The sequence below is a fragment of the Acidithiobacillus sp. 'AMD consortium' genome (assembly GCF_008926505.1).
Lineage (GTDB): Bacteria > Pseudomonadota > Gammaproteobacteria > Acidithiobacillales > Acidithiobacillaceae > Acidithiobacillus > Acidithiobacillus ferridurans.
In genome coordinates this window covers 1,308,918-1,334,433 of record NZ_CP044411.1, presented here as the reverse complement: position 1 = coordinate 1,334,433, position 25,516 = coordinate 1,308,918, and the positions used below count along the sequence as shown (strand labels likewise).

The 25,516-nt window shown below is 56.6% G+C and carries 20 protein-coding genes and 1 pseudogene; 12 read left to right on the top strand and 9 right to left on the bottom strand.

Annotated features, from left to right (window positions below; genetic code table 11):
- Positions 1-55 precede the first annotated feature (55 nt).
- The 5 genes from pyrC to F6A13_RS06950 all read right to left on the bottom strand — a co-directional run bounded on the left by pyrC (position 56) and on the right by F6A13_RS06950 (position 4,070).
- Positions 56-1,093: a dihydroorotase gene (pyrC, locus tag F6A13_RS06970; protein WP_012536687.1), complete on the bottom strand. Its 1,038-nt coding sequence runs from the start codon at positions 1,091-1,093 to the stop codon at positions 56-58.
- A 67-nt stretch (positions 1,094-1,160) separates the two neighbouring features.
- The gene (locus tag F6A13_RS06965) at positions 1,161-1,721 is read right to left on the bottom strand and encodes a hypothetical protein (RefSeq protein WP_012536686.1); all 561 of its coding nucleotides are present in this window, start codon (positions 1,719-1,721) and stop codon (positions 1,161-1,163) included.
- 55 nt (positions 1,722-1,776) lie between these two features.
- Positions 1,777-2,592: a DUF6671 family protein gene (locus F6A13_RS06960; RefSeq protein WP_225981994.1), complete on the bottom strand. Its 816-nt coding sequence runs from the start codon at positions 2,590-2,592 to the stop codon at positions 1,777-1,779.
- 129 nt (positions 2,593-2,721) lie between these two features.
- On the bottom strand, positions 2,722-3,051 hold the full coding sequence (locus F6A13_RS06955) for a hypothetical protein (RefSeq protein ID WP_225981993.1): 330 nt from the start codon (positions 3,049-3,051) through the stop codon (positions 2,722-2,724).
- A gap of 239 nt (positions 3,052-3,290) precedes the next feature.
- The gene (locus F6A13_RS06950; protein ID WP_012536683.1) at positions 3,291-4,070 is read right to left on the bottom strand and encodes an IclR family transcriptional regulator; all 780 of its coding nucleotides are present in this window, start codon (positions 4,068-4,070) and stop codon (positions 3,291-3,293) included.
- Between the two features lie 97 nt (positions 4,071-4,167).
- Here F6A13_RS06950 and F6A13_RS06945 point away from each other — a divergent pair, with 97 nt between their 5' ends.
- From F6A13_RS06945 to F6A13_RS06910, 8 genes are all read left to right on the top strand, one after another.
- Complete coding sequence (locus F6A13_RS06945; RefSeq protein ID WP_012536682.1) at positions 4,168-6,387, top strand: transketolase; 2,220 nt, start codon at positions 4,168-4,170, stop codon at positions 6,385-6,387.
- A gap of 12 nt (positions 6,388-6,399) precedes the next feature.
- Positions 6,400-7,737 (top strand): four-carbon acid sugar kinase family protein, encoded by a 1,338-nt coding sequence (locus tag F6A13_RS06940; protein ID WP_012536681.1) that lies wholly within the window; start codon positions 6,400-6,402, stop codon positions 7,735-7,737.
- A 14-nt stretch (positions 7,738-7,751) separates the two neighbouring features.
- Entirely contained in the window at positions 7,752-9,218 is a 1,467-nt protein-coding gene (locus F6A13_RS06935) for an FAD-linked oxidase C-terminal domain-containing protein (RefSeq protein ID WP_012536680.1), read from the top strand.
- On the top strand, positions 9,172-10,284 hold the full coding sequence (glcE, locus tag F6A13_RS06930) for a glycolate oxidase subunit GlcE (RefSeq protein WP_012536679.1): 1,113 nt from the start codon (positions 9,172-9,174) through the stop codon (positions 10,282-10,284). Before F6A13_RS06935 ends, glcE begins: the two co-directional genes overlap by 47 nt.
- A gap of 9 nt (positions 10,285-10,293) precedes the next feature.
- Positions 10,294-11,544, top strand: coding sequence for a glycolate oxidase subunit GlcF (gene glcF, locus F6A13_RS06925; protein WP_012536678.1), 1,251 nt, complete (start codon positions 10,294-10,296; stop codon positions 11,542-11,544).
- A 304-nt stretch (positions 11,545-11,848) separates the two neighbouring features.
- A complete protein-coding gene (locus tag F6A13_RS06920) occupies positions 11,849-13,489 on the top strand; it encodes a proton-conducting transporter membrane subunit (protein ID WP_151528132.1) in 1,641 nt (546 codons plus the stop codon).
- 2 nt (positions 13,490-13,491) lie between these two features.
- Positions 13,492-15,969: a YbcC family protein gene (locus tag F6A13_RS06915; protein WP_151528131.1), complete on the top strand. Its 2,478-nt coding sequence runs from the start codon at positions 13,492-13,494 to the stop codon at positions 15,967-15,969.
- Between the two features lie 126 nt (positions 15,970-16,095).
- On the top strand, positions 16,096-17,124 hold the full coding sequence (locus tag F6A13_RS06910) for a hypothetical protein (RefSeq protein WP_012536675.1): 1,029 nt from the start codon (positions 16,096-16,098) through the stop codon (positions 17,122-17,124).
- 265 nt (positions 17,125-17,389) lie between these two features.
- On the opposite strand, the gene F6A13_RS06905 is transcribed toward F6A13_RS06910, so the two are convergent.
- The gene (locus F6A13_RS06905; RefSeq protein WP_009566370.1) at positions 17,390-18,088 is read right to left on the bottom strand and encodes a Crp/Fnr family transcriptional regulator; all 699 of its coding nucleotides are present in this window, start codon (positions 18,086-18,088) and stop codon (positions 17,390-17,392) included.
- 340 nt (positions 18,089-18,428) lie between these two features.
- Here F6A13_RS06905 and hcp point away from each other — a divergent pair, with 340 nt between their 5' ends.
- The 4 genes and pseudogenes from hcp (at position 18,429) to F6A13_RS06890 (ending at position 22,139) form a co-directional block, all read left to right on the top strand.
- Positions 18,429-20,102, top strand: a complete 1,674-nt coding sequence (gene hcp, locus F6A13_RS06900; RefSeq protein ID WP_012536673.1) for a hydroxylamine reductase — start codon at positions 18,429-18,431, stop codon at positions 20,100-20,102.
- A gap of 58 nt (positions 20,103-20,160) precedes the next feature.
- Positions 20,161-21,189, top strand: a complete 1,029-nt coding sequence (locus F6A13_RS06895) for an FAD-binding oxidoreductase (protein WP_041838742.1) — start codon at positions 20,161-20,163, stop codon at positions 21,187-21,189.
- A gap of 110 nt (positions 21,190-21,299) precedes the next feature.
- A pseudogene (locus tag F6A13_RS15795) lies at positions 21,300-21,461 on the top strand (IS256 family transposase); the annotation flags it as partial.
- A complete protein-coding gene (locus tag F6A13_RS06890; protein ID WP_012607157.1) occupies positions 21,447-22,139 on the top strand; it encodes an IS630 family transposase in 693 nt (230 codons plus the stop codon). The pseudogene F6A13_RS15795 and the gene F6A13_RS06890, both read left to right, overlap by 15 nt.
- Positions 22,140-22,147: 8 nt before the next feature.
- Here the strand turns inward: F6A13_RS06890 and fdhD are convergent, their stop codons facing one another.
- The 3 genes from fdhD to F6A13_RS06875 are packed head-to-tail and all read right to left on the bottom strand — an operon-like array spanning position 22,148 to position 25,501.
- Positions 22,148-22,996 carry a formate dehydrogenase accessory sulfurtransferase FdhD gene (gene fdhD / locus F6A13_RS06885; protein WP_009569191.1) on the bottom strand — a complete coding sequence of 283 codons (849 nt, stop codon included), beginning with the start codon at positions 22,994-22,996 and terminating at the stop codon, positions 22,148-22,150.
- The gene (locus F6A13_RS06880) at positions 22,975-23,244 is read right to left on the bottom strand and encodes a hypothetical protein (RefSeq protein WP_009569193.1); all 270 of its coding nucleotides are present in this window, start codon (positions 23,242-23,244) and stop codon (positions 22,975-22,977) included. Before F6A13_RS06880 ends, fdhD begins: the two co-directional genes overlap by 22 nt.
- The gene (locus F6A13_RS06875) at positions 23,234-25,501 is read right to left on the bottom strand and encodes an FdhF/YdeP family oxidoreductase (RefSeq protein WP_012536670.1); all 2,268 of its coding nucleotides are present in this window, start codon (positions 25,499-25,501) and stop codon (positions 23,234-23,236) included. The genes F6A13_RS06880 and F6A13_RS06875 overlap by 11 nt, the downstream gene beginning before the upstream one ends.
- Positions 25,502-25,516: the final 15 nt, after the last annotated feature.

Sequence of the window (25,516 nt, the reverse complement as noted above, 5' to 3'; positions counted from 1 at the left end):
TGCAGCAAAATGCAGCGGAAATTTACCGAATCCTGCGGGCCAGCACGCTGCCTGCTCATGTCAGCACCGTCCACGCCATCGTTTTTCCGGCGCGTAGCGGCACGACCGTGTCCTTCCCGAAATACAGTTCTTCAGGCACCGTCCAGCTCCGTTGCTCCAGGGTGAGGGTGTCCCGGTTGCGCGGCAGCCGGTAGAAATCGGACCCGTGGAAGCTTGCGAAGGCCTCCAGCCGGTCAAGCGCACCGGCGCGCTCGAAAATCTCGGTATACAGTTCCATTGCAGCGTGCCCGGTATAGATGCCAGCGCAGCCGCAGGCGGACTCCTTGGCTTGACGCGAATGCGGCGCACTGTCGGTGCCGAGAAAAAACTTCGGGTTGCCGCTCGTGGCTGCGTCGACAAGCGCTGCGCGCTGCGTCTCCCGCTTTAGGAGCGGCAGGCAGTAATGATGTGGTTGTAACCCACCCTCGAATAGCGCGTTGCGGTTGAGCAGCAGATGGTGCGCGGTAATCGTCGCGGCGACGTTGTTGGGGGCCTGCCGAACGAAGTCGACCGCCGCGCGTGTGGTGATGTGCTCGAGCACCATGCGCAGGCCGGGAAAATCGCGCGTCAACGGCATGAGGTGCCGGTCGATGAACACCGCCTCACGGTCAAACATGTCCACCGCCGAATCGGTCACTTCGCCGTGCAGCAGCAGCGGCAGATCCAGTTTTTCCATCGCCGCGAGCACTGAATAGGCACGCTTCAGATCGGTCACACCATGCTCGGAATGGGTGGTCGCGCCGGTCGGGTAGTACTTGATCGCCTGCACAAAGCCACTGTTTTTTGCCTTCGCGATCTCGGACACCGGCATATTGTCCGTGAGATAAAGGGTCATGAGCGGCTCGAAGCGCATATCCGCTGGGAGTGCCGCGAGGATGCGGTCGCGGTAGGCCTGCGCCAGATCGACTGTCGTGATGGGAGTTTGAAGATTGGGCATAACAATGGCGCGCGCAAAATGCCTCGCCGTGTCGGGGAGTGCCGCGGCCATCATCGCGCCATCCCGAAGATGGAGATGCCAATCGTCGGGGCGTATGAGAGTGAATCGCTTCACCATGGGTACCCTCCTGGCGCACAAAGTCGGAGTATAACCATCCGCGTCGGGTTTTACCGTGTTCATTTTTTCAATGGCATGACAATTCGTCCTGTAAGGACAAAGCACCCGTATCCGGGTCGCAATAAACCGGGCCTGCGATCCGAAGCGGATACAGAAAATTCAGTTGTTTGATCTCTGCATGCACTTGTTCCATTGGCGTGCCACGCGCGAAGACCGGTGAATAAGCGCCAACTGTTCCGGCGTCCCCCTGCGTAAGTGCAATCAGCGCATCGAGCACTAGATTGTGGGAAAGGGCCATCCCCTCATTGGTCTCCAGGCATACCGCATCCATCGAGGCGACTGACCAGATACCCCATAATGCAAAAATCTCCCGCATCGTTAGAAGAAGGGTCTGAGTGGCTGACAATGGCTGTACCCACTCTTGAGGGAGACTGGTGACTATGTGCTCCTCCACCCAGACTCCCAAGAAACGTTCATTGGCAAAGGGATCGCTTTGGCGACTGCGACAAAATGCAAGAAACTCCTCGACCTGCTGGCAGGCACTGGCAAGGTCGTCTGTTCTCCGAACGAAAAGAAACAGACGTGTTACTGAAATATCCCGCCCTGCTTCGGTAATCGTAGTCATCATAACGCGATACACCTCCATTCGGGCTGTCGTCACATGGCTGCCATGCCGCTTCGGATCATGGATTGCACCAGTCGCAGTGACCCGCTGGAGCGGCCTTCTCCAGACGTTCCAGCGCGACCTGGTGGCCACACCTGCCACAACGGTGGATGTCCGCCCGGGTATCCCGGGTCGGGGCGCCGCAACCTTCGCAAGGCAGGCCTGGGACGCGCTCCACGATCTCGAAGCCGGGCGTGTTGCAGACCGGGCATGGGGTAGCAAGCTTGTCTGCGAGATCTCGTGTAGCCGAAGCTATGATCTCCATGCGCATGGGGTTCATATGCGCACGCACGTCGGTTTCCAGGAAGACGCAGCCGTTATCCGCCTCGCCACAGGCCCAGAAAAAGGCCTCACGTAGCGATTCCCAGTCGGCAATCCCTTTGCGGATGCGGGAGTCGTCCTCATGACGCGGGCGCACTACGATCCCATGTTCAGGAAAATCTATCGCACGGGCGAATGCCTCGGCCTGCTCCCAGTTGGCAGCGAGCAGATGAGAGAAGTTGGTCCTACCCGAGGCAACACCCACCACTTCGATCCCGAGCGTATCGTCGATCCAGACAACCATTTCTACGTTCAAGGAAAACAGCCCGGTAAACGGGTCCGGTCCGAAGCTGCCTTCGCTAGCGAGCCCCAAGGGCAAATGCGCTAGCTCCATACCGATGCGCGCCTTTTTCCGCGCCGCCTCGATCTGGGTGCCAGCACGGGGGATGTCTCTGGTAAAGGTACCCAGTTGGTCCGTGTCAAAGCCCGTCACCAGTGTAACTTCGCAGCCAATGGCGGAAGCCAATATAGGAGTAACGACTTTCTCCTTGCCGTGCTGGGTAAGTAGGGCCACACTTGTATCTTTGTAGATGGCGTTTTTCAAACGCGAATATTTTGCATGCTCTATCTCACGCATTTGATGGCATGACTCCCAAAAAAGCACAGGCCATGGGGTTGCCATGGCAACCCCGACTTCATTTGGTCAATCCGCCACATTCCAGTGGGTTCCAACGTGACCGGCACGGAGCCATGCCAAGTAACGGCGCGCTTCATAGATACTAAGCAGAGACGGCTCTTGATTGTGGTGATAACGTACGCAGACATAATGCCCTGCCGCCCGTGCGTGGGCGCCGTTGAATTTTTCAGGGGACTGCGCCCCCTTTGACGAAATGGCATCAATGTCCTGAGCGAGTTCGAAAGCCAAAAGCCTCAAGTCTTCTGCGGGTCTTACCATCTGCCTGAAAAGCGACATAAAACCTCCCATTGCTCCATTCAAAAGCGGATCATCCGGAACACTCATTGCGTTGGTCACGGGACCTCATGGCTCGCACCCGATATCACGCGGGGGAAATACTCGTCATCGGGTCCGTCAGCGCGCATAGAGGACGTTGACTGGAGTGCAGTATGGGAGAAGCGTACAATTGATAAAAGTTAATTATATTTATTATTAGAGTTAATAAATATTAACTCTAATTGAGAGTACCGATCAGCAAGCATTTCCATCAAATGGGGGTTACTCGTTGCCCATCACGCTATGCACCTACAGGCCCTTCAACTTATGGACGGTACATCATTTTTCTGGTGGCCCCTATCTATCCGCCGCGCAGCCTCCTGTAGCATCGGTACCCAGCTTTCCTGGAGCCGCTCAATAGGCGCGGAGATACTGAGGCCGGCATTCCAGGGCAATCGGCTGTGGAGCAGCACGCCGAGACAACCGACGCCAATCTCGGCTTCCTCATTGTCCAGTGCATAGCCACGTTCAAGTCCGCTTCTGGCGTTTTCCCAGAGGGCATCGGCCTGGCGCAGGGTATGAACAGTAAGCGCCGGCAAGCCGGTGCGGGTAGCGTAACTTTGGACAGCAGCTTCGCCATTCAGCGCCAGCATGAGCTTGCCGACGGCGGTGGTATGTAGCGGCGCGCGACTGCCGATCACCTGCTCCACCCGCATCATCCGCGACGAGGTGGCGCGCTCTACATAGATCACTTCGTCGCCCTCCTGGATGGTAAGATTCACCGTCTCCTGCACCTGATCGCGCAGCCAGGCCATGATGGGCCGGGCGACGGCGCGTAGGTCGCTGCGGCCATGGGCGAGCTGCGCCCAGTCTTGCAAGCGCTGGCCGAAGCGGTAATGGCCGCCAGCATCGCGAGCGATCAGTTGGTTGTCCTGTGCTGAGGCCAGAATGCGGAAGGCGGTGGAGGGTGCGAGTCCGGTGACGGCGGCGAGTATTTTGAGTGGTGCGCTCCCCCCTTCCGCCGCGAGGGCATCCAGCAGAGCACGCAAGCGGGTGATCACCTGGATGGAGGAGTTTTTATCGGTGTTAGATGTTGACATAAATTATTCCGTATTATGGAAACGATTACCCATTGCGGAATCATATCGTCTTGCTTAGAGTGGATGCAATTTCTTTTTGTCACAGGATGATCGCACTATGACCGCCCATACCGCCCTGCCCGCCAACGCCCCTGCCTTTTGCGCCGGCATGTTCCACTTTGGTGAATCCTGGCCGAATTTCCAGGAGTATGGCCGCAGTGCCGCCATAGCGACCGGACGCAAGGCCATTCCCAATCCTGCGGCCATGGAAGCCGTCTACCAGACCCTGCTCATGGCTGATGCCCTGCGTTACTGCACTTTACAGATCTGCGCCGCCAAGTCCTCAGGACATCCTGGCGGTTTTGCCTCTAGTACGGAGGCGTATGCCGCATTGGTGATGCTCGGCCACACCAACATCGTCACCGAAGTAGGTCACCACGCCCCGGGTTTCTACAGCGCTATGTTCCTTGACTGTTCCCTGGAGGAAATGGGTATCCGCGACATGAACGACATGATGGCGCGTTTCCGCGAACAGCATGGACTGCTCGGTCATCTCTCCGGCGCAATCCCTGGCCTGCTGGCTCCCGCGGGCCCATTGGGGCAGGGACAGCACTTTGCCATGGCGGGCGCATTGCTGCACCCTGGCACCCTCTTCCCGGTGACCATCGGTGACGGCGGTTTTGGGGAGCCTTATGTGCTGAGCGCCATGAAGCACTTTCACTTCGCTTATCCGAGGGTTACCAATTATCTGCCGGTGCTGGTCTGGAATGGCTTTAGTCAGGAACATCACTCCATGGTTTCCCTGATGACGAATGACGAGATGATCGCCTATTGGCGCGCCCATGACTTCGACGAAGTCATCCTGGTGGATGCCAAGAACTTTGACGATGCCGGTCAGGAAGGTGCCTATGTCGACTCCACGCGCTTTTCCTTTGGCCAGCGGTTGGCCTTTATGGAAGCGGTGCTGACCGGCATGGCCAAGGCGGCGGACGGCGCCTTGGGGGGCCGCCACACAGCCTTCATCCTCAAGCAGATGAAAGGTGCGGGCGTGCATGTGCTGGGGGCCAAATCCCATAACCTGTATCCCAAAGACACTCCGGATTCCCCGGAAATCAAGGCTGCCCTGGAGTGCCGCGCCCTCAGTCCCGAATCCTGGGCGCTGGTGCGCGAAAACTTCCTGCGTGCCGGGGGTGGCCCCGCCGCCAAGACGGCGGTAACCGAGCAAGTGCTGGAAATCGCCAAGCTGGGCGAGTTCCCCCTGGAGGATTTTGCCTTAGGCGAACCGGTCGTACCCGCCACAGCCATGGGCGCATTGGTGGCCTGGGTGGGACAGCAGGATCCGCGCTTTGTGGTGACCAATGCCGACGGCAACGAAGCCTCGGCCATGAAGAACATCAATGACGCCCTGAAAATCCGCCACCCCACGGAAGATCCGCTCTATAACCAGCAACCCAGCGGGCAGGTCTATGAACCCCTGAACGAGGATGCCTGCGCGGGTTTGGCGGCGGGACTGGCCCTTTTGGGCAGCCGTTCCTTGTGGCTGTCTTATGAATCCTTTGCCATCAATGGCTGGCCCATCATGCAGACAGTCGCACAGGCGATGGCGGAATTGCGGCGCAAGACCCCATCCACGGTCTGCATGTTCACCGCCGGAGCTCTGGAGCAGGGCCGCAACGGTTGGACCCACCAGCGCCCGGAGATCGAGAACTACTTTGCCGCTCAGATGCGCAACGGCAATGTCTTTCTGCTTTATCCCACGGATGCCAACGCCATTCAGGCCGCCTACGAGTACGCAGTGAACAGCGTCAACAAGTCGATGGTCATTATCGCTTCCAAAAGTCCGATGCCGGTACGGCTGACCATGACACAGGCGCGGGAGGCGGTGCGCAAGGGAGCGGCGCTCCTGCATGATGCGGGTACGGGCAACCGTGGCACCGTGACCCTGGCAGTGACCGGCGATATGGTCCTGCTACCGGTTTTCGCGGCCAGTCAGGTGCTGGAGAAGGAGGGATACCGGGTGCGAATCCTGTCGGTGATCAACCCCCGCCAGCTTTACCGCCCGGCAGATGTGGCCGCGCACACGGTTTCCGAGGCGGATAAGGGCTTCATGTGCGACACCGACTTCCACGACCTCTTCATCGGGGAGGTGCTGCTAGGTATCAGCGGCGGTACTTCCGGGGCGCTGGAGCCGGTGCTGCTGCGCAGCCGGGCATGGCAGCGCGATGTGCTGGCCTGGTTGCGCGGTGAGACCACGGCCACCCCGGCCGAACTCATGGCCTTCAACGGGATTACCGTCGAGAGCATCGTCAATAAAATCCACGGCCTCGACGCCGGATAAGGATGGTAGCGGATGGTCGACGCCGACAATAAAATCATCGTCATCGATGACGACCCCACGGGTTCGCAGACGGTGCATTCGTGCCTGCTGCTCACGCGCTGGGATGTGGAAACGCTGGCCATCGCTCTGCGCGATGCGGCTCCGCTCTTTTTCATCCTCAGCAACACCCGGGGCATGGTGGGGGAGCGAGCGGCGGCGGTCACCCGCGACATCTGCCGGAATCTGCGGGTGGCACTGGATCGAGCAGCAGCGGCGGGGCGGGCGGTGCGGCCTATTCTGGTGAGTCGTTCCGACTCCACCTTGCGCGGCCATTATCCGGTGGAAACCGACGTGATGGCCGAAGAGTTGGGGCCCTTCGACGCCCATTTTCTTATTCCCGCCTTTTTTGAGGGCGAACGCATCACGCGGGACGGCGTGCATTACGTGCGCCAGAACGGTGTGGAGACGCCCGCCCATAAGACCGAATTTGCGAAGGATTCGGTGTTTGCCTTTCATCACGGCTTTCTGCCGGACTACGTGGAGGAGAAGACTCAGGGACGGATTCCGGCGGCGGCGGTGGAGCGCTTCACACTGGCGGAGTTGCGCGCGGGCTGCCTGGGGCACCTTCTGGCCCTGAGGGACAACGTTTGCGCCGTGGTGGATGCGGTGGAACCTGCGGACCTCGCCGCCTTTGCCCGGGATTTACGGGCTGCCGCGGCACAAGGCAGGCGCTTTCTCTTCCGTAGTGCCGCTAGCCTGTTGACGGCGCTGGCGGACTTACCGCCGCAACCTGTGGCGGCCAAGGATATGGCGCAACTGGTGCGCGGTAGCCGGGCCGGTGCCATCGTCGTCGGCTCGCACGTGCGCAAAACCACGGAGCAACTGGACTGTCTGCTCCTGGAACCCGGCTTGGAGGCTATAGAGGTCGATGTGGACCGTTGTGCGGGCGCGCAGCGCCCTGCACAGTTGGAGGCCATTGTGCGGCGAGCGGCGGCGGCTCACGGCAAAGGGCTGGATGTCGTCATCTACACGAGCCGTGGTGAGCGCCGTTTTGCCGATCAAGCTGCCCGTCTGGCCTTTGGGGAGGCCGTGTCGGCCTTCTTGATGGAGGTGGTCCGAAGCTTGCCGGAGGATCTCGGTTTCCTCATCAGCAAGGGCGGCATCACTTCCAACGATGTCCTCAGCGACGGCCTCGCCCTGCGCATGGCGCGGGTCATGGGGCAGATACTGCCGGGCTGCTCTGTGGTGGTCTGCCCCGCCGATCACCCTCGCACCCCCCAACTGCCGGTGGTGATTTTCCCCGGCAATGTGGGGGATGCAGGGAGCCTCGCCCTCGCCCGCCGCCGCTTACGCGGCGACGCCCCTGCGTGAGGTGCCGACCCAGCATGCCAGCGTTCCCCTACCCTACCGCTCTCCTTGCGGAATTGCAGGCGGCCTTGTCCGCGGATGCGGTCTTGCATGGTGCGGAAGATTTACGGCCATATGAATGCGACGGCCTCGCGGCACTGCGCGAGTTGCCGCTTTGTGTGGCATTGCCCACGGACCGGGAGGGCGTACAGGCGGTCTTGCAAATCTGTCAGCGCCACGGCGTGGCGGTGGTGCCGCGTGGCGCGGGTACGGGCCTTTCCGGGGGCGCGCGCCCACTCCGTGATGCGGTGCTTCTCAGTCTGGCCCGCTTACATCATATTGTCGCCATCGACCGGGAAAACCGAACCGCTCGGGTTCAGCCGGGCGTGCGCAATCTGGCCATCAGCGAAGCGGCCCGCCCTTTGGGTTTGTATTACGCGCCCGACCCCTCCTCGCAGATCGCCTGCAGTATTGGCGGCAATGTAGCGGAGAACTCCGGCGGTGTGCATTGCCTGAAATACGGGCTTACCGTCCACAACATTCTGGAGCTGGATGTGCTGACCGCCACGGGTGAAACCCTGCGGATCGGCAGTCAGGCTCTCGACAGCCCCGGCTACGATCTGCTGGCGCTAATGACCGGTTCCGAAGGATTGCTGGGTGTGGTGACGGAATGCACGGTGCGTTTGTTGCCGATGCCGGAGCATGTCCTCGTCCTGCTGGCGGCCTTTTCCAGCGTCGAGGCGGCAGCGGAGTCGGTCAGCGCCATCATTGCCTCGGGCATCATTCCCGCCGGCCTGGAGATGATGGATCGGCTCGCCATCGAAGCCGCGGAGGATTTTGTCCATGCCGGTTATCCCCGCGATGCCGCAGCCATCCTCCTTTGTGAGTTGGATGGCCCGGCCGTGGAACTGGAGGAACAGCTGCGAGAGGTCGAAACCATGCTCCAACGCCACGGTGCTCGCGCTATCCGCATAGCCGAGGACGCAGCAACCCGTCTGCTGCTTTGGAAAGGCCGCAAGGCGGCCTTTCCGGCGGTGGGGCGTCTGGCTCCGGATTATTACTGCATGGACGGGACCATTCCGCGCCAGCGCCTGGCGGAAGTGCTGGAGCAAATCACCGCCTGGTCCGCAGAATATGGATTGCGGGTCGCCAATGTCTTCCACGCGGGCGATGGTAATCTGCACCCGCTGATCCTTTACGACGCGAATGCCGAGGGACAGCTGCACGCCGCTGAGGAATTTGGGCACCGCATCCTTGAACTCTGCGTGTCCGTCGGTGGCAGCGTCACCGGCGAACACGGCGTCGGCGTCGAGAAACTGGACAGCATGTGCGTCCAGTTCAACGCCGCCGAACTGGCGCAGTTGCATCGCATCAAACACGCCTTCGACCCCGAAGGTCGCCTCAACCCCGGAAAGGCCGTACCCAGCCTGCATCGCTGCGCCGAGTTGGGGGCCATGCATGTGCATCATGGCCAGTTGCCTTTCCCCGAACTGGAGCGTTTTTGACATAGATCAGAGCCAGACCTTGCAGGTGGCCGTACAAGAGGCCCACGCCAGATCCCAACCGCTCGCTATTCGTGGTGGCGGGAGCAAGACGTTTTATGGCCGCCAAACGCCGGCATGCGATCTGCTCGATCTCGGTGGCCACCGGGGCATCATCGACTACGCGCCCAACGAGCTTTTCATCACTCTGCGCGCGGGTACTTCCTTGCAAGCACTGGAGGCACAACTGGCGGAAGCCGGGCAGATGCTCCCGTTCGAGCCCCCGCATTTCGGACCCGCCGCGACCATTGGCGGGACGCTGGCCTGTGGGTTTTCCGGTCCGCGCCGTCCCTACGCAGGGTCGGCTCGCGATATGGTGCTGGGCATGCGCATCCTCAATGGACAAGGCGAAATCCTGCGCTTCGGCGGGCAGGTCATGAAAAATGTCGCCGGTTATGATGTCTCCCGTTTGATGGTAGGTGCCCTCGGCACCCTGGGCGTTCTGCTCGAGGTGAGCCTCAAGGTGCTGCCGCGTCCCGATAGTACCGTGACTCTGGTATGGCCGATGGACCCCGTTACCGCCGTCCAACGCATGAATGACTGGGCTGGACAGCCACTGCCGCTCTCCTCTACGGCGTATGATGGTGAGCACCTGTATATACGTCTTTCCGGCACCGGAAGCGCCGTGCGGGCGGCACAGACCCGGCTGGGCGGCGAAAGGTTGCCCGATGCCGAGGCGGCGGCCTTCTGGGTGGCACTGCGCGAACAGCGGAACGATTTTTTTCAGGGGGACGCACCCTTATGGCGTCTGGCCGTGGCCCCGGCCACCCCCCCCTTGCCGCTCGGGGATCAGACCCTTATCGAATGGGGCGGCGGTCAACGCTGGCTGCGTGGTGCCCTTGATGCGACTGCCTTGCGGCAGTTGGCAGCGGAGCACGGTGGTCACGCCACCCTGTTTCGTGGTGGAAATCGCCGTGGCGAGGTCTTTCATCCCCTCGCACCACCGCTGCTGGCGATACAACAACGGCTCAAAGCGGCCTTCGATCCGCGCGGCATCCTCAATTCGGGCCGTCTTTACGCCACCCTCTGAGGTCTGCCCATGCAAACCCATATCGCCCCCCGCTTCCAAAATGATCCCAGCGTAACCGAAGCCGATGCCATACTGCGCAGCTGCGTCCACTGCGGCTTCTGTACCGCCACCTGCCCCACCTACCAGATTCTCGGCGATGAACTGGATGGTCCGCGTGGTCGCATCTACCTCATCAAGGAATTCCTCGCCGGTGCCCCGGCCACGGAACATACCCTGGAACATCTGGACCGCTGTCTCACCTGCCGCGCCTGCGAAACCACCTGTCCTTCCGGCGTGCGCTACGCGCGGCTGGCGGAAATCGGCCGCGCGCATATTGAGGCAGAAGTGGGCCGCTCGACACTGGAGCGGCTGAAGCGCCGCCTGCTGCGCGCCATTGTTCCCCATCCCGAGCGCTTCCATCTGCTGGTACGACTCGGTGACATCTTTAAGCCCCTGTTGCCGGATGCTTTGGCGCGCATGGTTCCGACCCTGCCCAAGCCCCGACTGAAGGCGCCCCGGGCCACGTTCCATGCGACGCACCGGGTCATTGCCCTCGCCGGATGCGTGCAAAGCGTCATGACCCCCTCGACCGGGGTGGCCCTGGAGCAAATACTCGGCTCCCTCGGTGTGGCTGTCGATGTGCCTGCCAGCGCCGGTTGCTGTGGTGCCCTCAGCCTGCACCTCAACGCACACAATGAAGCGCACAACTATATGCGTCGCAATATCGACGCCTGGTGGCCGCTGATCGAAGCTGGCGCTGAAGCCATTCTGGTCAGCGCCAGCGGCTGTGGCAGCATGGTCAAGGAATATGGGGAAGCGTTACAAAACGACCCGCACTATGCTGAAAAGGCTGCGCGTGTCGCCGCTCTGGCCTGCGATCCCAGTGAATGGCTCCTGGAACGCACCGGGGAAATTCCTTTCGTGGCCGCTAATCGCGGCACAGTCGCCTTCCACGCGCCCTGCTCCCTGCAACATGCCCAGCGCTTGCAAGGCGGGGTCGAAACGCTCTTACAACAAGCCGGCTACCAATTGACCAGTGTTCGAGATAGCCATCTTTGTTGTGGTTCGGCAGGCAGTTACTCTATTTTGCAGCCTACCCTGTCCCAGCAGCTACGCAATCAGAAACTGGAGGCTTTGCAGGCAGGGCAGCCGGACTACATCTCCACGGCCAACGTCGGCTGCCAGATACACCTTCAAAGCGGCAGTGAGACACCGGTTTGCCATTGGCTGGATCTGTGTGCCGATGCCCTGGCTCCTCTGTTGGAGGATTGTAGCGACTGATCCACCGGTGGCGATGAAGTCGCCGCCATCGTGAAGATGGCGCCCTCAACCCCACCGTAACGCCCCCGTGCGGTTAAAACACCCCGGCCATCATCAGCACCTCCACAATATCCAATCCTACCGTCACTACTGCCATCTACGTAATAGCAACTAGAGTGCCGATCCATAACCCATTTATATAAGTAAAACATCATGGTTAAATATCTTAACTTATTATTTATCGATATACAGGTTACTGTTCACTTCGCAAGACTGTAGCAAATGGTCACCGAGCTACATTTCTGACTTCACGCAGGAGTTGTGAATGATTGCATCCTCTCTTCTTATGTTGGTTGCACCATGGCCATTGCTATTGGTGGGTTTACTTGTAGGAATCCGCGCGGACCATCATGCGCGCTGGGTCAAGACGCTGAGCAACGGTGCCAATTGGTTTGCGCTGCTTTGTAGCATTGCTGCCACAGCAATGTATGTGGCGATAATACAGCATTCACAGACCTATCTGTCGATCCATCTACCATGGGAATTAGGCTCATTTGCCATCCGAATATTGGTTAATCCATTGACTCTCGTCATGTTCGTGTTGGTCTCCTTCATGGGAATGATTGTCTCTCGATACTCCGCTTCGTATATGGTAGGGGACGCCCATGAGGGACGGTTCCACCGGTGGCTGAGTCTGACCGTTGGCGCATTTCTAGTGCTGATTGTGACAGATAATATCTGGGGATTCTGGATTTCATTTATCGCCGCCAGCCTGTTTTTACATCAGTTATTGATATTCTATCGCGAACGTCCGCTCGCTGTGATTGCGGCACGCAAAAAATATTTGTTTTCGCGTATCGCCGACGTGAGCCTTTTCACCGCTTTTCTGCTGATAGCACGGACCACAGGAAGAGCAGAGTTTTCAGGAATCGCACAGTGGATGCACACGTGGCACGGAAGTCTTCCTGCCAGCTTGCAGATCGCAACAGGCCTGATTGTACTCTGTGCTATTTTAAAGAGCGGGATATTTCCCCTGCATGGTTGGCTTATTCAGGTTATGGAGGCCCCCACGCAGGTTTCGGCACTATTACATGCGGGACTCATTTATACCGGCGCATTCCTGCTCTTGCGTGTCAGCCCCATGATTACCCACGTAAGCTGGGCCTGGACCGTACTCATTCTCGCGGGACTTTTATCTGTAACAGTGGCATCTCTCATGATGATGACGGAAACCAATATCAAAGAATCGCTGGCATATTCCACTTCTGCGCAACTGGGTTTTATGCTGATGGAATGTGGTTTGGGTTTGTACAGTATCGCCGTACTCCATATTGTCGCTCACTCCGTCTATAAGGCGCATGCGTTCCTTTCTTCCGGAAGTGTGGTAGACAATTTCCGTGGACCGATGATCCAGAAGCTCAATACAAAGCAAACGCTCGGACGAGCGGAATTGGCAATTCTTATATCAGGGCTAGTCACCTTTGGAGTTGCCATGGCATTTGGCATCGATTTGCAAAAGCAACCCACTTTGCTGACGATCGGCGCCATCGTCGCCATTGCGATGGGCCAGCTCCTGCTGCAAGCCCTCAATAGGTCTGGAGTCGGAGCCGGCACCTTGCTTTCCCGAGTGGCTCTGTTAAGCATCATTGTTTGTTCAGCCTATTTTGGGCTGCATGATCTGTCCACCTACTTGCTGGGAACCAGCATTCCCAGTGATACCGTGCAGGCTGATCATATTCCAATCTGGTTACTGGCGCTTATCGTCGTGGCTTTTCTTTCCTTGTTGCACATTCAGCAACTTTTGCCCCGGTTGCAGAAGTCACCTTTTTGGCAGGCCGTGTATGTGAACCTATACAATGGACTGTATGTTGATCTTGTTTTTAGTCAGATGGCCTTTCTTCACGCATCGAAGATAGGAAAAACACTGGATGCGGCAAATCCACAAGTTCAGTTCCCGGAGGAGTAGACATGAAAGCACCAGCGACATCAAACCCATATCAGGACATCAAAGCGAACATTGAAGGCGCATGCCAGAGAATTGCTCCCCTCTGGCCGCTCAAGCACTTTGTTGCGGTAAATCCATACTTTGGCTTGCGCGATCAACCGTTCTGGCAAGCGGATCAGATGCTTCGTAAGATCACCGGCGAGGGACTGACTATGCCGCGGCCCTATTATGAAGAACAGATCGCCAACGGACGGATCACCCAAGAGGATTTAGACGAAGCACTGAAGGAAATGCACAGCAATTGGAGTGTTACCCAGCTCAAGCAGGCGATGAAACAACGATCGGCAAGCCGGAACGTGCCCTTTCCGGTCTTCGCGGATGCCATGTTTGCCGATGATCGTCGGGATTGGCCAGGCTTCGTTGTGGAAAGGATTAGCCAATATTGCGCGGCGTACTTTGACGAGGGGCAGGCCACATGGAGCATGCCGTGGCGCGATGACCCGATGTATCAGGCTTGGTTAAAGTTCATGCATTTCGACAAGAGCCCGCGAATGGTCGGTTTGCGCGGGATTGGAGAAGCGGCCGCCGCACTCCCGGCAGCCGCTGAAACGGCCATTGCCTTGGCTCTGAAGGAACTCTCCGTCCCGTTCGATCTGATCGATGATTATCTCTTTGCAGCACTCCTGAGTATCGGCGGCTGGGCGGGTTGGGCTAGATATTTGCGTTGGCAGGCCGAATTGAAGGGTGAGACCGATCAATCCTTGCGTGATCTTCTCGCCATCCGCGTGTGTTGGGATGCCATTCTTCACAAGACCTGCGCAGATATCGCCGTACGAAAACAATGGCACCTGATGTTGCACACCCAACAAAATAGGGCGATAGAAAAACCGTCGGAGCATGTTGATGCCATTTTGCAAACCGCGCTGGAGATCGGCTATCAGCGGTCATTAATCAAATCACTAAAAGAAGCATCGAGGCCAAGCAATACAGTCATTGAGCGACCCGTGGCGCAGGCTGCGTTTTGCATAGACGTGCGCTCCGAAATCATCCGCCGGGCACTGGAAACAGTGGCTCCAGGCATTCAAACCTTGGGCTTTGCGGGTTTCTTTGGCGTACTCATGGAATACGTCCCATTCGGTTCGAATGCGCCTAAGGGGCATCTCCCAGTCATTTTCAATCCGCCTTATCGGGTGTGCGAGGACCTGAGTCATGCAAGCGAGGATGAAACGCAACGGCATGCCGCAAAAAGGCAATTACGCCTACGGGTAGCCACCGCCTGGAAGAGTTTCAAAACATCAGCAGTGTCGACTTTCACCTTTGTGGAAGCCACCGGGTTGCTATATGCCCCGAAGCTTTTCGGTGACAGCATGGGTTGGACTCGCACCGTACCCCATCCGGACGAAAGGGGCCTTGATAGTGGGACGAAACAGAGATTGCGCCCACGCTTGATCGCTAGCGGTAACGGTAAATCCAGTGCGAAAAGTACCGGAATACCAGAAACTGAGCGGGCGGGTGTCGGAGAATTCATCCTTAAAAACATGGGGCTGACGCAGACATTCGCACGCCTGATCTTGTTGGCAGGCCATGGCAGCACTACGGTCAATAATCCACAGGGGACTGGACTCGATTGCGGTGCTTGTGCCGGGCAGACGGGAGAAGCCAGTGCCAGGATTGCGGTAACCTTGCTAAACGATCCGGCGACCCGCCGGGGTCTTGAGGAAAAAGGGCTTAAAATTCCGAAAGACACCTATTTTATCGCCGGATTGCATGACACCACAACCGATGAAGTGACGATCTTTGATACGGAAGATTTGCCGACAACACACGCCAAAGATCTGGCGCAACTCCGCCAATGGCTGGCGGATGCGGGTGAGCTTACGCGGTTGGAGCGCGCCACCCTGCTGGGTACGGCCTCTCAAGCTCCTGAGGTGGTCACGCGCGATATGCGGCGACGCACTCGGGACTGGGCCGAAGTCAGACCCGAATGGGCACTAGCAGGCAACGCCGCTTTTATCGCAGCCCCCCGCCAGAGGACAAGGGGTGTTGACTTGGAAGGTCGGGCTTTTTTGCATGACTATGACTGGCATAAGGACGCGGGCTTCTCCACATTGGAGTTGATTATGACCGCACCCATGGTGGTGGCAAACTGGATCAACATGCAATACTACGGCTCCATGGTAGACAATCTGCGTTTCGGCAGCGGCAATAAAGTGCTACATAATGTCGTTGGGGGATCTATCGGCGTTTTAGAGGGGAATGGAGGGGATTTGCGTGTCGGTTTTGCCTTGCAGTCCCTGCACGACGGTAAGCGTTGGATCCATGAGCCGGTCCGTCTCAACGTGGTGATTGAGGCTCCGCAGGCAGAGATGGAGAGCATCATTTCCCGCCACATTCTCGTCCGAGAACTGGTGGATAATGGTTGGCTTTATCTCTTCCAAATTGATGATGATGGCAGTGTTTACCGTCGCGTATGCGACAAGCAGTGGCCACGGATGACGTGAAAATTTCTGCCGCATTGCAAACCTGGTCTTGCTAGAGACAGCCATTGGAGGGAAGATGCAAGATATGTGTAAGAGAGCCGTCCAACGCCGGCAGGAGACGCAAGCCACAATGGAGATTTCTTTTTTATGACAGCGCTAGAAGACTCTTCCCTGCCAAGACGGGTTTTTCAGCAACGCGCGTTGCTTACCGGGTTGCTGTACGAGCCAATGCGGCGCCTGGCAGATGCATGCAGTCGTGTGTGGGGTGACCGTCCAAAAATGGAGACTGCATTGAGCGAGGCATTCTCCAACGTACCGTACTGTAAGTTTTTATATGTGTTGGACACCCGCGGAGTGCAGATAACGTCCAACATCAGCCGTGAAGGTCTGCTCGCCGAGCACTTTGGCCGGGATCGATCGGACCGGCCATATGTCAGAGAAGCCTTGCTGGCTGCCGAGTATTCTAACAAATATCGTGAAGCGCAGTATCAGCAGTGGCCCTACATACGAGAAGGGGTCCAAGCTGTCGACTTTCTGTTGTGCGAAGCCTATATCAGTCTGCATGCGCTACGGCCTTCGTTGACCGCCGTCCAATTTGTGCGTGACACCGACGGCACACTTCTCGGTTTCATCGGTGCGGATTTTGCCTTGAGGGACTTGCCTCAGGCAGGCGAAATATACGAAGAGCCCCGGTATCCCCGGCGGTTTGAAGGAGACCCATTCATATCGGATACGGCCGATACGAAGATGCGTTCCGAAAGCAAAATGGATAGACATCTGGATACCGTGCTTAGTGTCGTGGAAGAATTGATACTCGTACATGGTGTATACCATATAATTCTCCATTTCTCTAGCAGCCAAGCCATACTCTGGGTGATGGATGATCCGTATCGGTACCGTCTGCTGACTATAGACGAACTGATAGACCCCAATATTTGCTTGGCGTATCCCAAGCGTCCATATCCGGATGAAGCTGTGGTACCCCAGCAAGAGGTCCGGAAAATATTGAGCAATTTACGAACATTGAGATTTATGCAAGGAATATTTTATTTGCGCTCAGGATCTGTCAACATCTTTAACGGCACCGTAGGGTTGACATTTTCCTCCGATTGCTCTCATTATATTTCGCATGACGACTTTCTCAAAAGAGATCATACGTTATGGAATAATGGTTGATGGCCAAAAGACGGTCACCAAGCAATAGCACAGCATAAATAGGTAAATATCTCCCGGCAAAACCGGGAGCTTTGCCCCATCTCTGCTGGATGCTAGATTCCTGGAGGTGTTGGCCAAGCAGCCCTGCCTGCGACCGGAACAGATCAAAATCACCGAATCGGCGCCTTTGCGCGCCATGCAGAGAGCGCAAAGCCGCCGGGTCGCCTGATATCGCCTGGTATTGCCAGGCCACAAACCGGTTGGAGGCCCCATGGTTCGTGTCTCTTCAGCGGTCTTCCTTCGCCCATTGCCGTAACGCAGAAGGGCGGTGAATGTATATCTTGAGTTTTTCAACCGTGATCAAATGCTCCTCTCGCAATCGCTTCAACACACGAGAAAATGTTTCCGGGGTTAAACCTAGTCGCGCCGCGATCATGGCCTTTTTGGCAGGTAGAAGCAAACTCACGGGAGAATTTCCCGATGGGCAAAGTTCCAGCAGATATCCTACAACCCGTTGGTCAGCGGATTCCACAGTAAGATGTCGCAACTCCATTATTAAATGACGTAAACGCAGACTCAGTCTGCCCAACATTTGCAGCATCAGCTCCTGATGCTGCTGTAGGGTGACGAGAAATATCGTAAGGGGAATTTCCAGAACCCGGCTCGGCATGGCCGCTATTGCCTGCACAGGATAACGATATCCCAAAAAGGCTACAGCTTCTGCAAAAAGGTCTCCGCCTTGCAAAATATCAACTATTTTCTCGTGGCCGTCAGCAGCCGACGTCACCAGCTTCACTTGTCCATCCAGAAGAAAATAGAAAGCGGTAGCTGCATCGCCTTCGAGGAAAAGGATTTGCCCGACACTCATCTCCAGAACACGTGCGCCCTTAAACAAATGCGAAAGGTCCTCATCCGACCAGACAGAGAATATTTCTGTTCGGCGCAATCGCTCCATTTCTGTTAACTCTACTTGGCCGATTGTCATCAATCTGGCTTTTGGGCGAACAAAACCGTGTCTAAAACCATCTTTACCCCATGATGCGGCTTTTACGGACCATAACTCAGCCTGTTATGTGCCTGCGGGTGGCGTCTCGCAGGCGGATTCAGCCGCCGGATTCCAGACAATTGATCGGGATAGGCGGAGCGTAGTGTGACGTTAAATACGTTACGCCGAATCTCCGGGCAGGGTCAATCGCCTGTCTTTTGCTTAGGGTTTCCCGTCGACGATCATGAGGAAGTGGCGCAGCCACTTGATTGAAATCAAGGATGGTCCTGATCACAGCAGATATTGTTGACAAACAAGCACCACAACCTCAGGAGACACCATGATGTTTTGCTATCAATGCGAACAAACCACCCGCAGCCCCGCCGGAATAGGCTGTACCAGTGAGCCGGGAACGTGCGGCAAGGATGAGGCCACTGCCGGTCTGCAGGACATTCTCACGCACCTTATGAAGGGCATTGCCCAGTATGCGCGCCGGGCGCGGGCGATGGGTGTTGCCGACAGACGTACGGACGACTTCATTTTTTATGGGCTTTTCACCACGCTCACCAATGTGAACTTCACTGCCACACGTTTTGTCCACCTGATCCAGGAGGCCAGCAAAAGGCGTGAACGGATCAAATTATTGTACGAGGAAGCGGCGCGAGAGCAGGGCAAGACTCCCGAAATCCTGTCCGGTCCGGCCCTCTTCCAACCTGCCGATAGTCTGGAACAACTGCTGCGTCAAGCCCCTAGCGTCGCCATAAACGCCGACGTAGAACATCTCGGATCCGATGTGATCGGTGCTCGTGCCCTCATCCTCTACGGCATGAAAGGCGTAGCCGCTTATGCTCAACATGCCCGCGTCCTGGGTTATCAGAGCGACGAAGTCGATGCGCAGGCAGAGGAAATCCTGGACTACTTGGCAAGTAATCCAACGGACCTCGATGAAATGTTGGAAGAATCATTGGAAGTCGGCCGTTTGAACCTGAAGGTGATGGAGTTGCTTGACGTTGCCAATACGGACAGTTTTGGAGCGCAGGAAATTACCTCTGTGCGCATCTCCCCGATCCAGGGCAAGGCAATCCTGGTCAGCGGTCACGATCTCCATGATCTCAAACAAATCCTGGAGCAGACCAAGGATCAGGGGATCAATGTTTACACCCATGGGGAGATGTTGCCAGCCAACGCCTATCCCTTGCTCAAGGCATACCCTCATCTGGCCGGGAATCTAGGGGGAGCATGGCAAGATCAGCAGCGTGAATTTGCAGATTTCCCTGGGCCCATTGTCATGACTTCCAACTGTATCATTGAGCCGGGCAGAAGTTATAAAAATCGAATTTTTACCCTTGGCCCAGTGGGGTGGCCCGGCGTCCGCCATATCGACAATGGGGATTTCACCCCGGTGATCCAGGCCGCCAAGGCATTACCGGGATTTACTGCCGATGCAAAAGAGCAGCGTATCACCATCGGTTTTGGGCATCACACTCTCCTGGGTGTGGCGGATAAAATCGTCGATGCGGTGAAACACGGAGATATTCGCCACTTCTTCCTCGTCGGTGGGTGCGATGGTGTTTCTCCGGCGCGCAACTACTTCACGGAGGTGGCGGATAATGCCCCCGCCGATTCGGTAGTGATGACCCTGGGATGCGGTAAGTATCGATTCAACAAGCATGAATTCGGAGATATTGGAGGCATCCCCCGCCTGCTGGATATAGGCCAGTGCAATGATGCCCACTCCGCCATCCGGGTAGCGGGTGCCCTGGCCGAGGCATTCAATTGTGGGGTCAATGACCTGCCGTTGTCGATCATGCTCTCCTGGTTTGAACAAAAGGCTACCGCCATTCACCTTTCCCTGCTGGCTCTGGGTATCAAGGGAATCAAGCTGGGGCCCACCCTGCCTGCCTATCTCACACCAACTTTGGTGCAGAAGCTCCAATCACGTTTCGATCTTGATCTCGATCTTATTGGCGAGGCGCAAGCGGATTTGCAGACGGCTCTGGCGCATACGGCATAGCACAATGGAACGCCGCTTCGTTCTGCAACGGACGAAGCGGCATAAGGATGAGCACATCATGATCAACTACGATATCACTATCCATACCCGTGATAAGCAACAGGTGTCCTTCGTCTGTTCTGAGGCGGAAGATTTACTCTCTGCTGCGGACCGGGAAAGTATCCTGCTTCCTTCCCAATGCCGGAAGGGAACTTGCGGAGCCTGCGTGGCCACCGTTACCGCAGGCACTTATCACCTGGGTGAAGTCAGTATGGAAGCCCTGCCAGAGAAAGCGCAGGCACGAGGCGATGTACTTCTGTGCCGTACCTATCCGCGAGCGGATCTGATTCTGGAGGCGCCTTATGACTACAACTACATCCGCTTTGAGCGCATCCCGGAGCGCGAGGCAGAAGTAGTGGACGTCACTATGGTGGCTACGGGTACGCGACGACTGTTATTACGCCTGCAACCTGATGAGCAAGGGGGAGCTGCGGAATTCGAAGCTGGGCAATTTATGGAAATCCAGGTACCTGGCAGCGATGCGCGTCGCGCCTATTCTCTAGCCAACAACACCAACTGGAATGGCGACCTGGAATTTTTCATCACGCTACGACCAGGTGGTGCCTTCTCTACCTATCTGGAATCCGCCTTGGTGGGCGATCGCCTGAACATACGTGGACCACTGGGAACCTTTACCCTGAGAGAAAACGGCCTGCGGCCACGTTGGTTCATTGGTGGCGGGACAGGTCTCGTGCCGCTACTGTCGATGCTGCGACGCATGGCAGATTGGGGAGAAATGCTTCCGGCACGTCTGTACTTCGGCGCAAGATATGAAGACGAACTCTTCTGTCAGGAGGAAATCCGTCAGATCCAGGATAAACTTCCCCAACTGCAGGTGAAGATATGCCTTTCACGTCCTGGCAATCACTGGGTGGATTATCGAGGCAGCGTGGTGGATGCCTTGCGCGACGATCTGGGAAGTCTTGCCACTTTACCGGATCTGTATGTTTGCGGATCAACGCGATTGGTCCAGGGGGTGACGGAATTAGCTCTGAGCCAAGGGTTGCCGGACTCCTGTTTGCAGTTCGAACGGTTTTTGTCCGCATAGGAGCTATGATCGAAACTGGTGTATAGACGGGTTACAAGTGACTTGAGCAAGGTGGCGTACTGTTGCTACAAAGGGTTTGCAGGCCAAGTGAGCAACGTAAGGAGTACGCCGTGGAAAAGAATACCGTATTTGAGGGTGGTATGGGAGAGTTGGGCCTGGGCATCGAAGGCGTACTTCGGCGAGCGGCACGTTCCCTGATCGAACAGGCCATAGAGACAGAGGTGGCCGTATTGCTGGAAGAGTTTTCTGCTGTACGGATGGTCCAGGAGCGTCTGGTGGGTAAGTATTTCAAGCGTTGGAGCTTCACTCCGCAACGTCCTGTCAAAAGGGCGTTGGAGCAGAATCCAGAAGCGGTCCGTCAGTGGTTGGAGCAGGATTATCCCCGCCTACGCGCGCAAGCGGCCCAAGAGGGAGCGGTGATTTATTGGGGGGACGAGACGGCCGTCAAGGAAGATGCCCATTGGGTGCGCGGGTATGCTCCTCGGGGACAAACGCCGGTATTGGCTGTTCCCGCCCGATGGACCACGCTATCCATGATCTCGGCGATTTCTCCGCAGGGCAAAGTCGCTTTCCAGATTGTCGAAGGCAGCATGGATGCGGAGCGTTTCATCGCTTTTCTCACGGCCTTGATTCAGAATGCGCCCAAGAAAATCTATCTGGTAGTCGATAATCTGCGTGTGCATCATGCCAAGATGGTAACGACTTGGCTCGCGGATAAAAAAGACCGTATTGAACTGGCCTTTCTGCCGCCCTATGCGCCGGAATCCAACCCCGACGAATACCTGAATCGGGACTTCAAAACGGCTCTACGTGTCGGCACGGTCAGCACTGAGAAAAACTCGCTGATAGCCAAGGCAACAGCCTTCATGGAGCGTCTGCGCCAAATGCCGCACCAGGTCACCAGCTATTTTCGCCACCCTTCTGCCCACTATGCTATGTCGGATATTTAAGTGCCTGGTTAATAATCACAAACCGGGGAAAGTGCGGGCACCCAGTCTTTCTGGATGCGTTCGGGGTGGGCATACAAAGTCATGCGATCATTCCGGGCGAAACCAATCAGGGTAACACCATGGCTTTCAGCCAGCTTGATAGCGAGACTGCTGACCCCGGAAATAGCCGCAATCACCGGAATACCAAAGCCAATGGCTTTGAGGACGATTTCAAAACTCAGGCGCGAGGAAATCCCCAGCACATTGACTTCGCCGGGCCTCAGCCCATGCTGAATGGCTGCACCAATACTTTTATCCACCGCATTGTGGCGACCAATATCTTCGCGCACCAGATAATCCCGTTGATAGCCGAGAATGGCTGCATGGGCTGTCCCGGTACTGTGGTTGAGCGCCTGTCGCTCCTGCATCTGGACCATGAGAGTGCGGATGGAGGCCGGATTGCAGCAAAAACTGCTTTCCAGTGGCGCAAAGGGAATGAGCCCGGCCAGGAGTGGTGTCCCGCACAAGCCGCAGGCACTTCCGCCAAGGACGTGACGACGCTTGTGTTGCGCGCGTTCTGCAGCTGCTGCCGTGAGCTGGAGGTAGATGGCCCAGGCGCCATTTTCGGTCATCCGTTCCCAGGCGATAATTTCCTCGGGGCCGTGAATAATGGCTTCGCTCCACAGAAAACCCATAAAGAAATCATCCAGATGCTCCGGCGTCACCATCATCACCGCATAAGCCTGACCGTTGATGACAATGGATACTGCCCGTTCTTCAAGGACAGCTTCCTGGTGGGCAACCGATAACCCTTTTCCGGTCAGCAAAGTCGCTGCTGACCAGCCGATGCAACTATCTAATTCGCCATGGATGCGCATAAATCCTTTCCTTTCTGGGTAAGAAGGATCACAGCACGACCACGTTGTTCGCTTTGGGTCAGATAACCCATACCACCCCAGCTTTCATTTTCACCAAGCAGTAACAACAGACGTTCCAGTTGACTACGCCGCAAATTCATCTGTTTCCCTATTTTTGCCAGAGAAATGACCGGTTCATTACACAGTGCTTGCAGCAGAGCGATGACCCAATCCTCCGTGGCCGATTCTGGAACAGACTCAGTCGTCACGCTTGGTCACCGCGTGAAAGGTCACCCGAATGGATTTGGAAGTCGGGGTGTTGGCTCGGTCTGCATGGCTGGACAGAGGAACCAGCACATTCAGTTCGGGATAGTAACCCGCCACACAGGAGCGGGGAATATCATAAGGCAGCAGGCGAAAACTCCGGGCAACGCGCTCGCCGTCAGTCCAGTGCGAAATAATATCCACCAGCGAATTTTCTGCAAAACCCAATTCAGCCATGTCTTCCGGATGCATGAAGCAAATATTGCGGGCACCTGATACCCCCCGGTAGCGATCTTCATACCCATAAATAGTGGTGTTGTACTGATCGTGACTACGAATCGTCATCAGATTGAAAATCCGCGCCGTACTTTTGGGAACAAAGCGGCCTTCAGTGATGTGATGCAATGGCTGGGCAATAAACTGAGCCTTGCCGGATGGCGTTGTCCAGCGTCGGGAGCGAGGCGGCAGATCGAGATGAAACCCTCTGGGTTGATGGACCCGGGCATTGAAGTCCTCAAACCCCGCAACCACTCTTGAGATGCGGTCGCGAATCCGGTCGTAATCCTCTACCAGGGCGCGCCATGGAGTTTTGCTGTTGGGCAAAGTGGCTTCAGCCAATTCGGCAATGATGGCACATTCGGATTTCAGTTGTGGGGAAGCCGGCACCCGAATTCCCTGGGAAATGTGCACCATGCTCATGGAATCCTCAACGGTGATGCCCTGGGGCTGACCATTTTGAATATCTATTTCCGTCCGACCCAGACAAGGGAGAATCAGGGCATTTTTCCCGTGAACCACATGAGAACGATTGAGTTTGGTGGTCACATGTACGGTGAGTTCACAATGGCGCAATGCTTCATGTACGCGCTGGGTATCCGGGGTAGCGTTGGCAAAATTGCCTCCCATCCCGAAAAACACCTTGGCCTCGCCTTTTTCCAGGGCGGCAATACTGCCAATGACGTCATGGCCGGGTTCTCGGGGCGGCTCAAAACCAAACTCCTTACCCAGACGATCCAGAAAATCGGCAGCGGGACGTTCCCATATCCCCATGGTGCGATCGCCCTGAACATTACTATGCCCGCGAATGGGGCAAGCTCCGGCTCCTGGCTTACCCATATTCCCTTTCAATAGGAGCACATTGACCAGCATTTGAATGGTAGCGACGGCATGCTTGTGTTGGGTGATGCCCATTCCCCAGGTGATGATGCTGGCTTTGCCCGAATCATAAATTTTACCGATTTCCATAAGCTCGGCATGGCTGAGACCGCTTTCTGACTCAATTTCTGCCCAAGGGGTATCCAGGGCAATTTTTTTCAGAGCATTAAAACCTTCGGTATGGATGTCAATAAAATCCTGATCCAGAGAGCCCTGCTCCAACAGATAACGCGCTATGCCGAGGGCAATGGCATAGTCGCCGCCAATGCGGGGCTGATAATAATGGGTGGCGATTTCGGTCCCATGATTGGTGAGCATCTCGCCGGGATCCTGAGGGTTCACAAACCGCTGCAGGCCGCGTTCCCGAAGCGGGTTGAAAACCAGAATCAGGCAGCCGCGCTTGGCCGCATCCCGCAAGGTGCCCAGCATACGCGGGTGATTGGTGCCAGGATTATGACCAAAGAGGAGCAGTGTGTCGGCATGGTCAAAGTCTTCCAGGGTGACAGTACCTTTGCCAATACCAATAGATTCAGGCATTCCGAGACTGGTAGGTTCGTGACACATGTTGGAGCAGTCCGGCATGTTGTTGGTACCAAACTCACGGACAAAAAGCTGATAGAGAAAAGCTGCTTCGTTAGAAGTTCTGCCGGACGTATAAAAAATAGCCTGGTTGGGGGATTCGAGCGCGTGCAGGTGACGGGCTATTTGGGCAAATGCCTGCTCCCAGGAAACGGGTTGATAATGGTCGCTGGCTGCATCATACATCATCGGTTCCGTCAGACGGCCGAATTCTTCCAGATCATAATCACTTTGCTGGGCAAGCCAGCGCACGGAATGCCGGGCAAAAAAATCGGCCGTTACGCGTTTGCTGGTGGCTTCGGCAGCAACGGCCTTCACCCCGTTTTCACAAAATTCAAAGGTGGAGTGGGCATCGGGGTCGGGCCAGGCGCAGCCCGGGCAATCAAAACCTTCGGCCTGATTGGACTTCAGCAGCAGGGCAGTTCCTGCCGAGAGAATGCCTTGCTGGCGCAGGCTCTGCATGGAAGCGCGAAGCGCCCCCCAGCCTCCCGCTGGTTGACGATATGGATGGAATTTCAGCTCAGACATGGTTTCTCCTTGTGA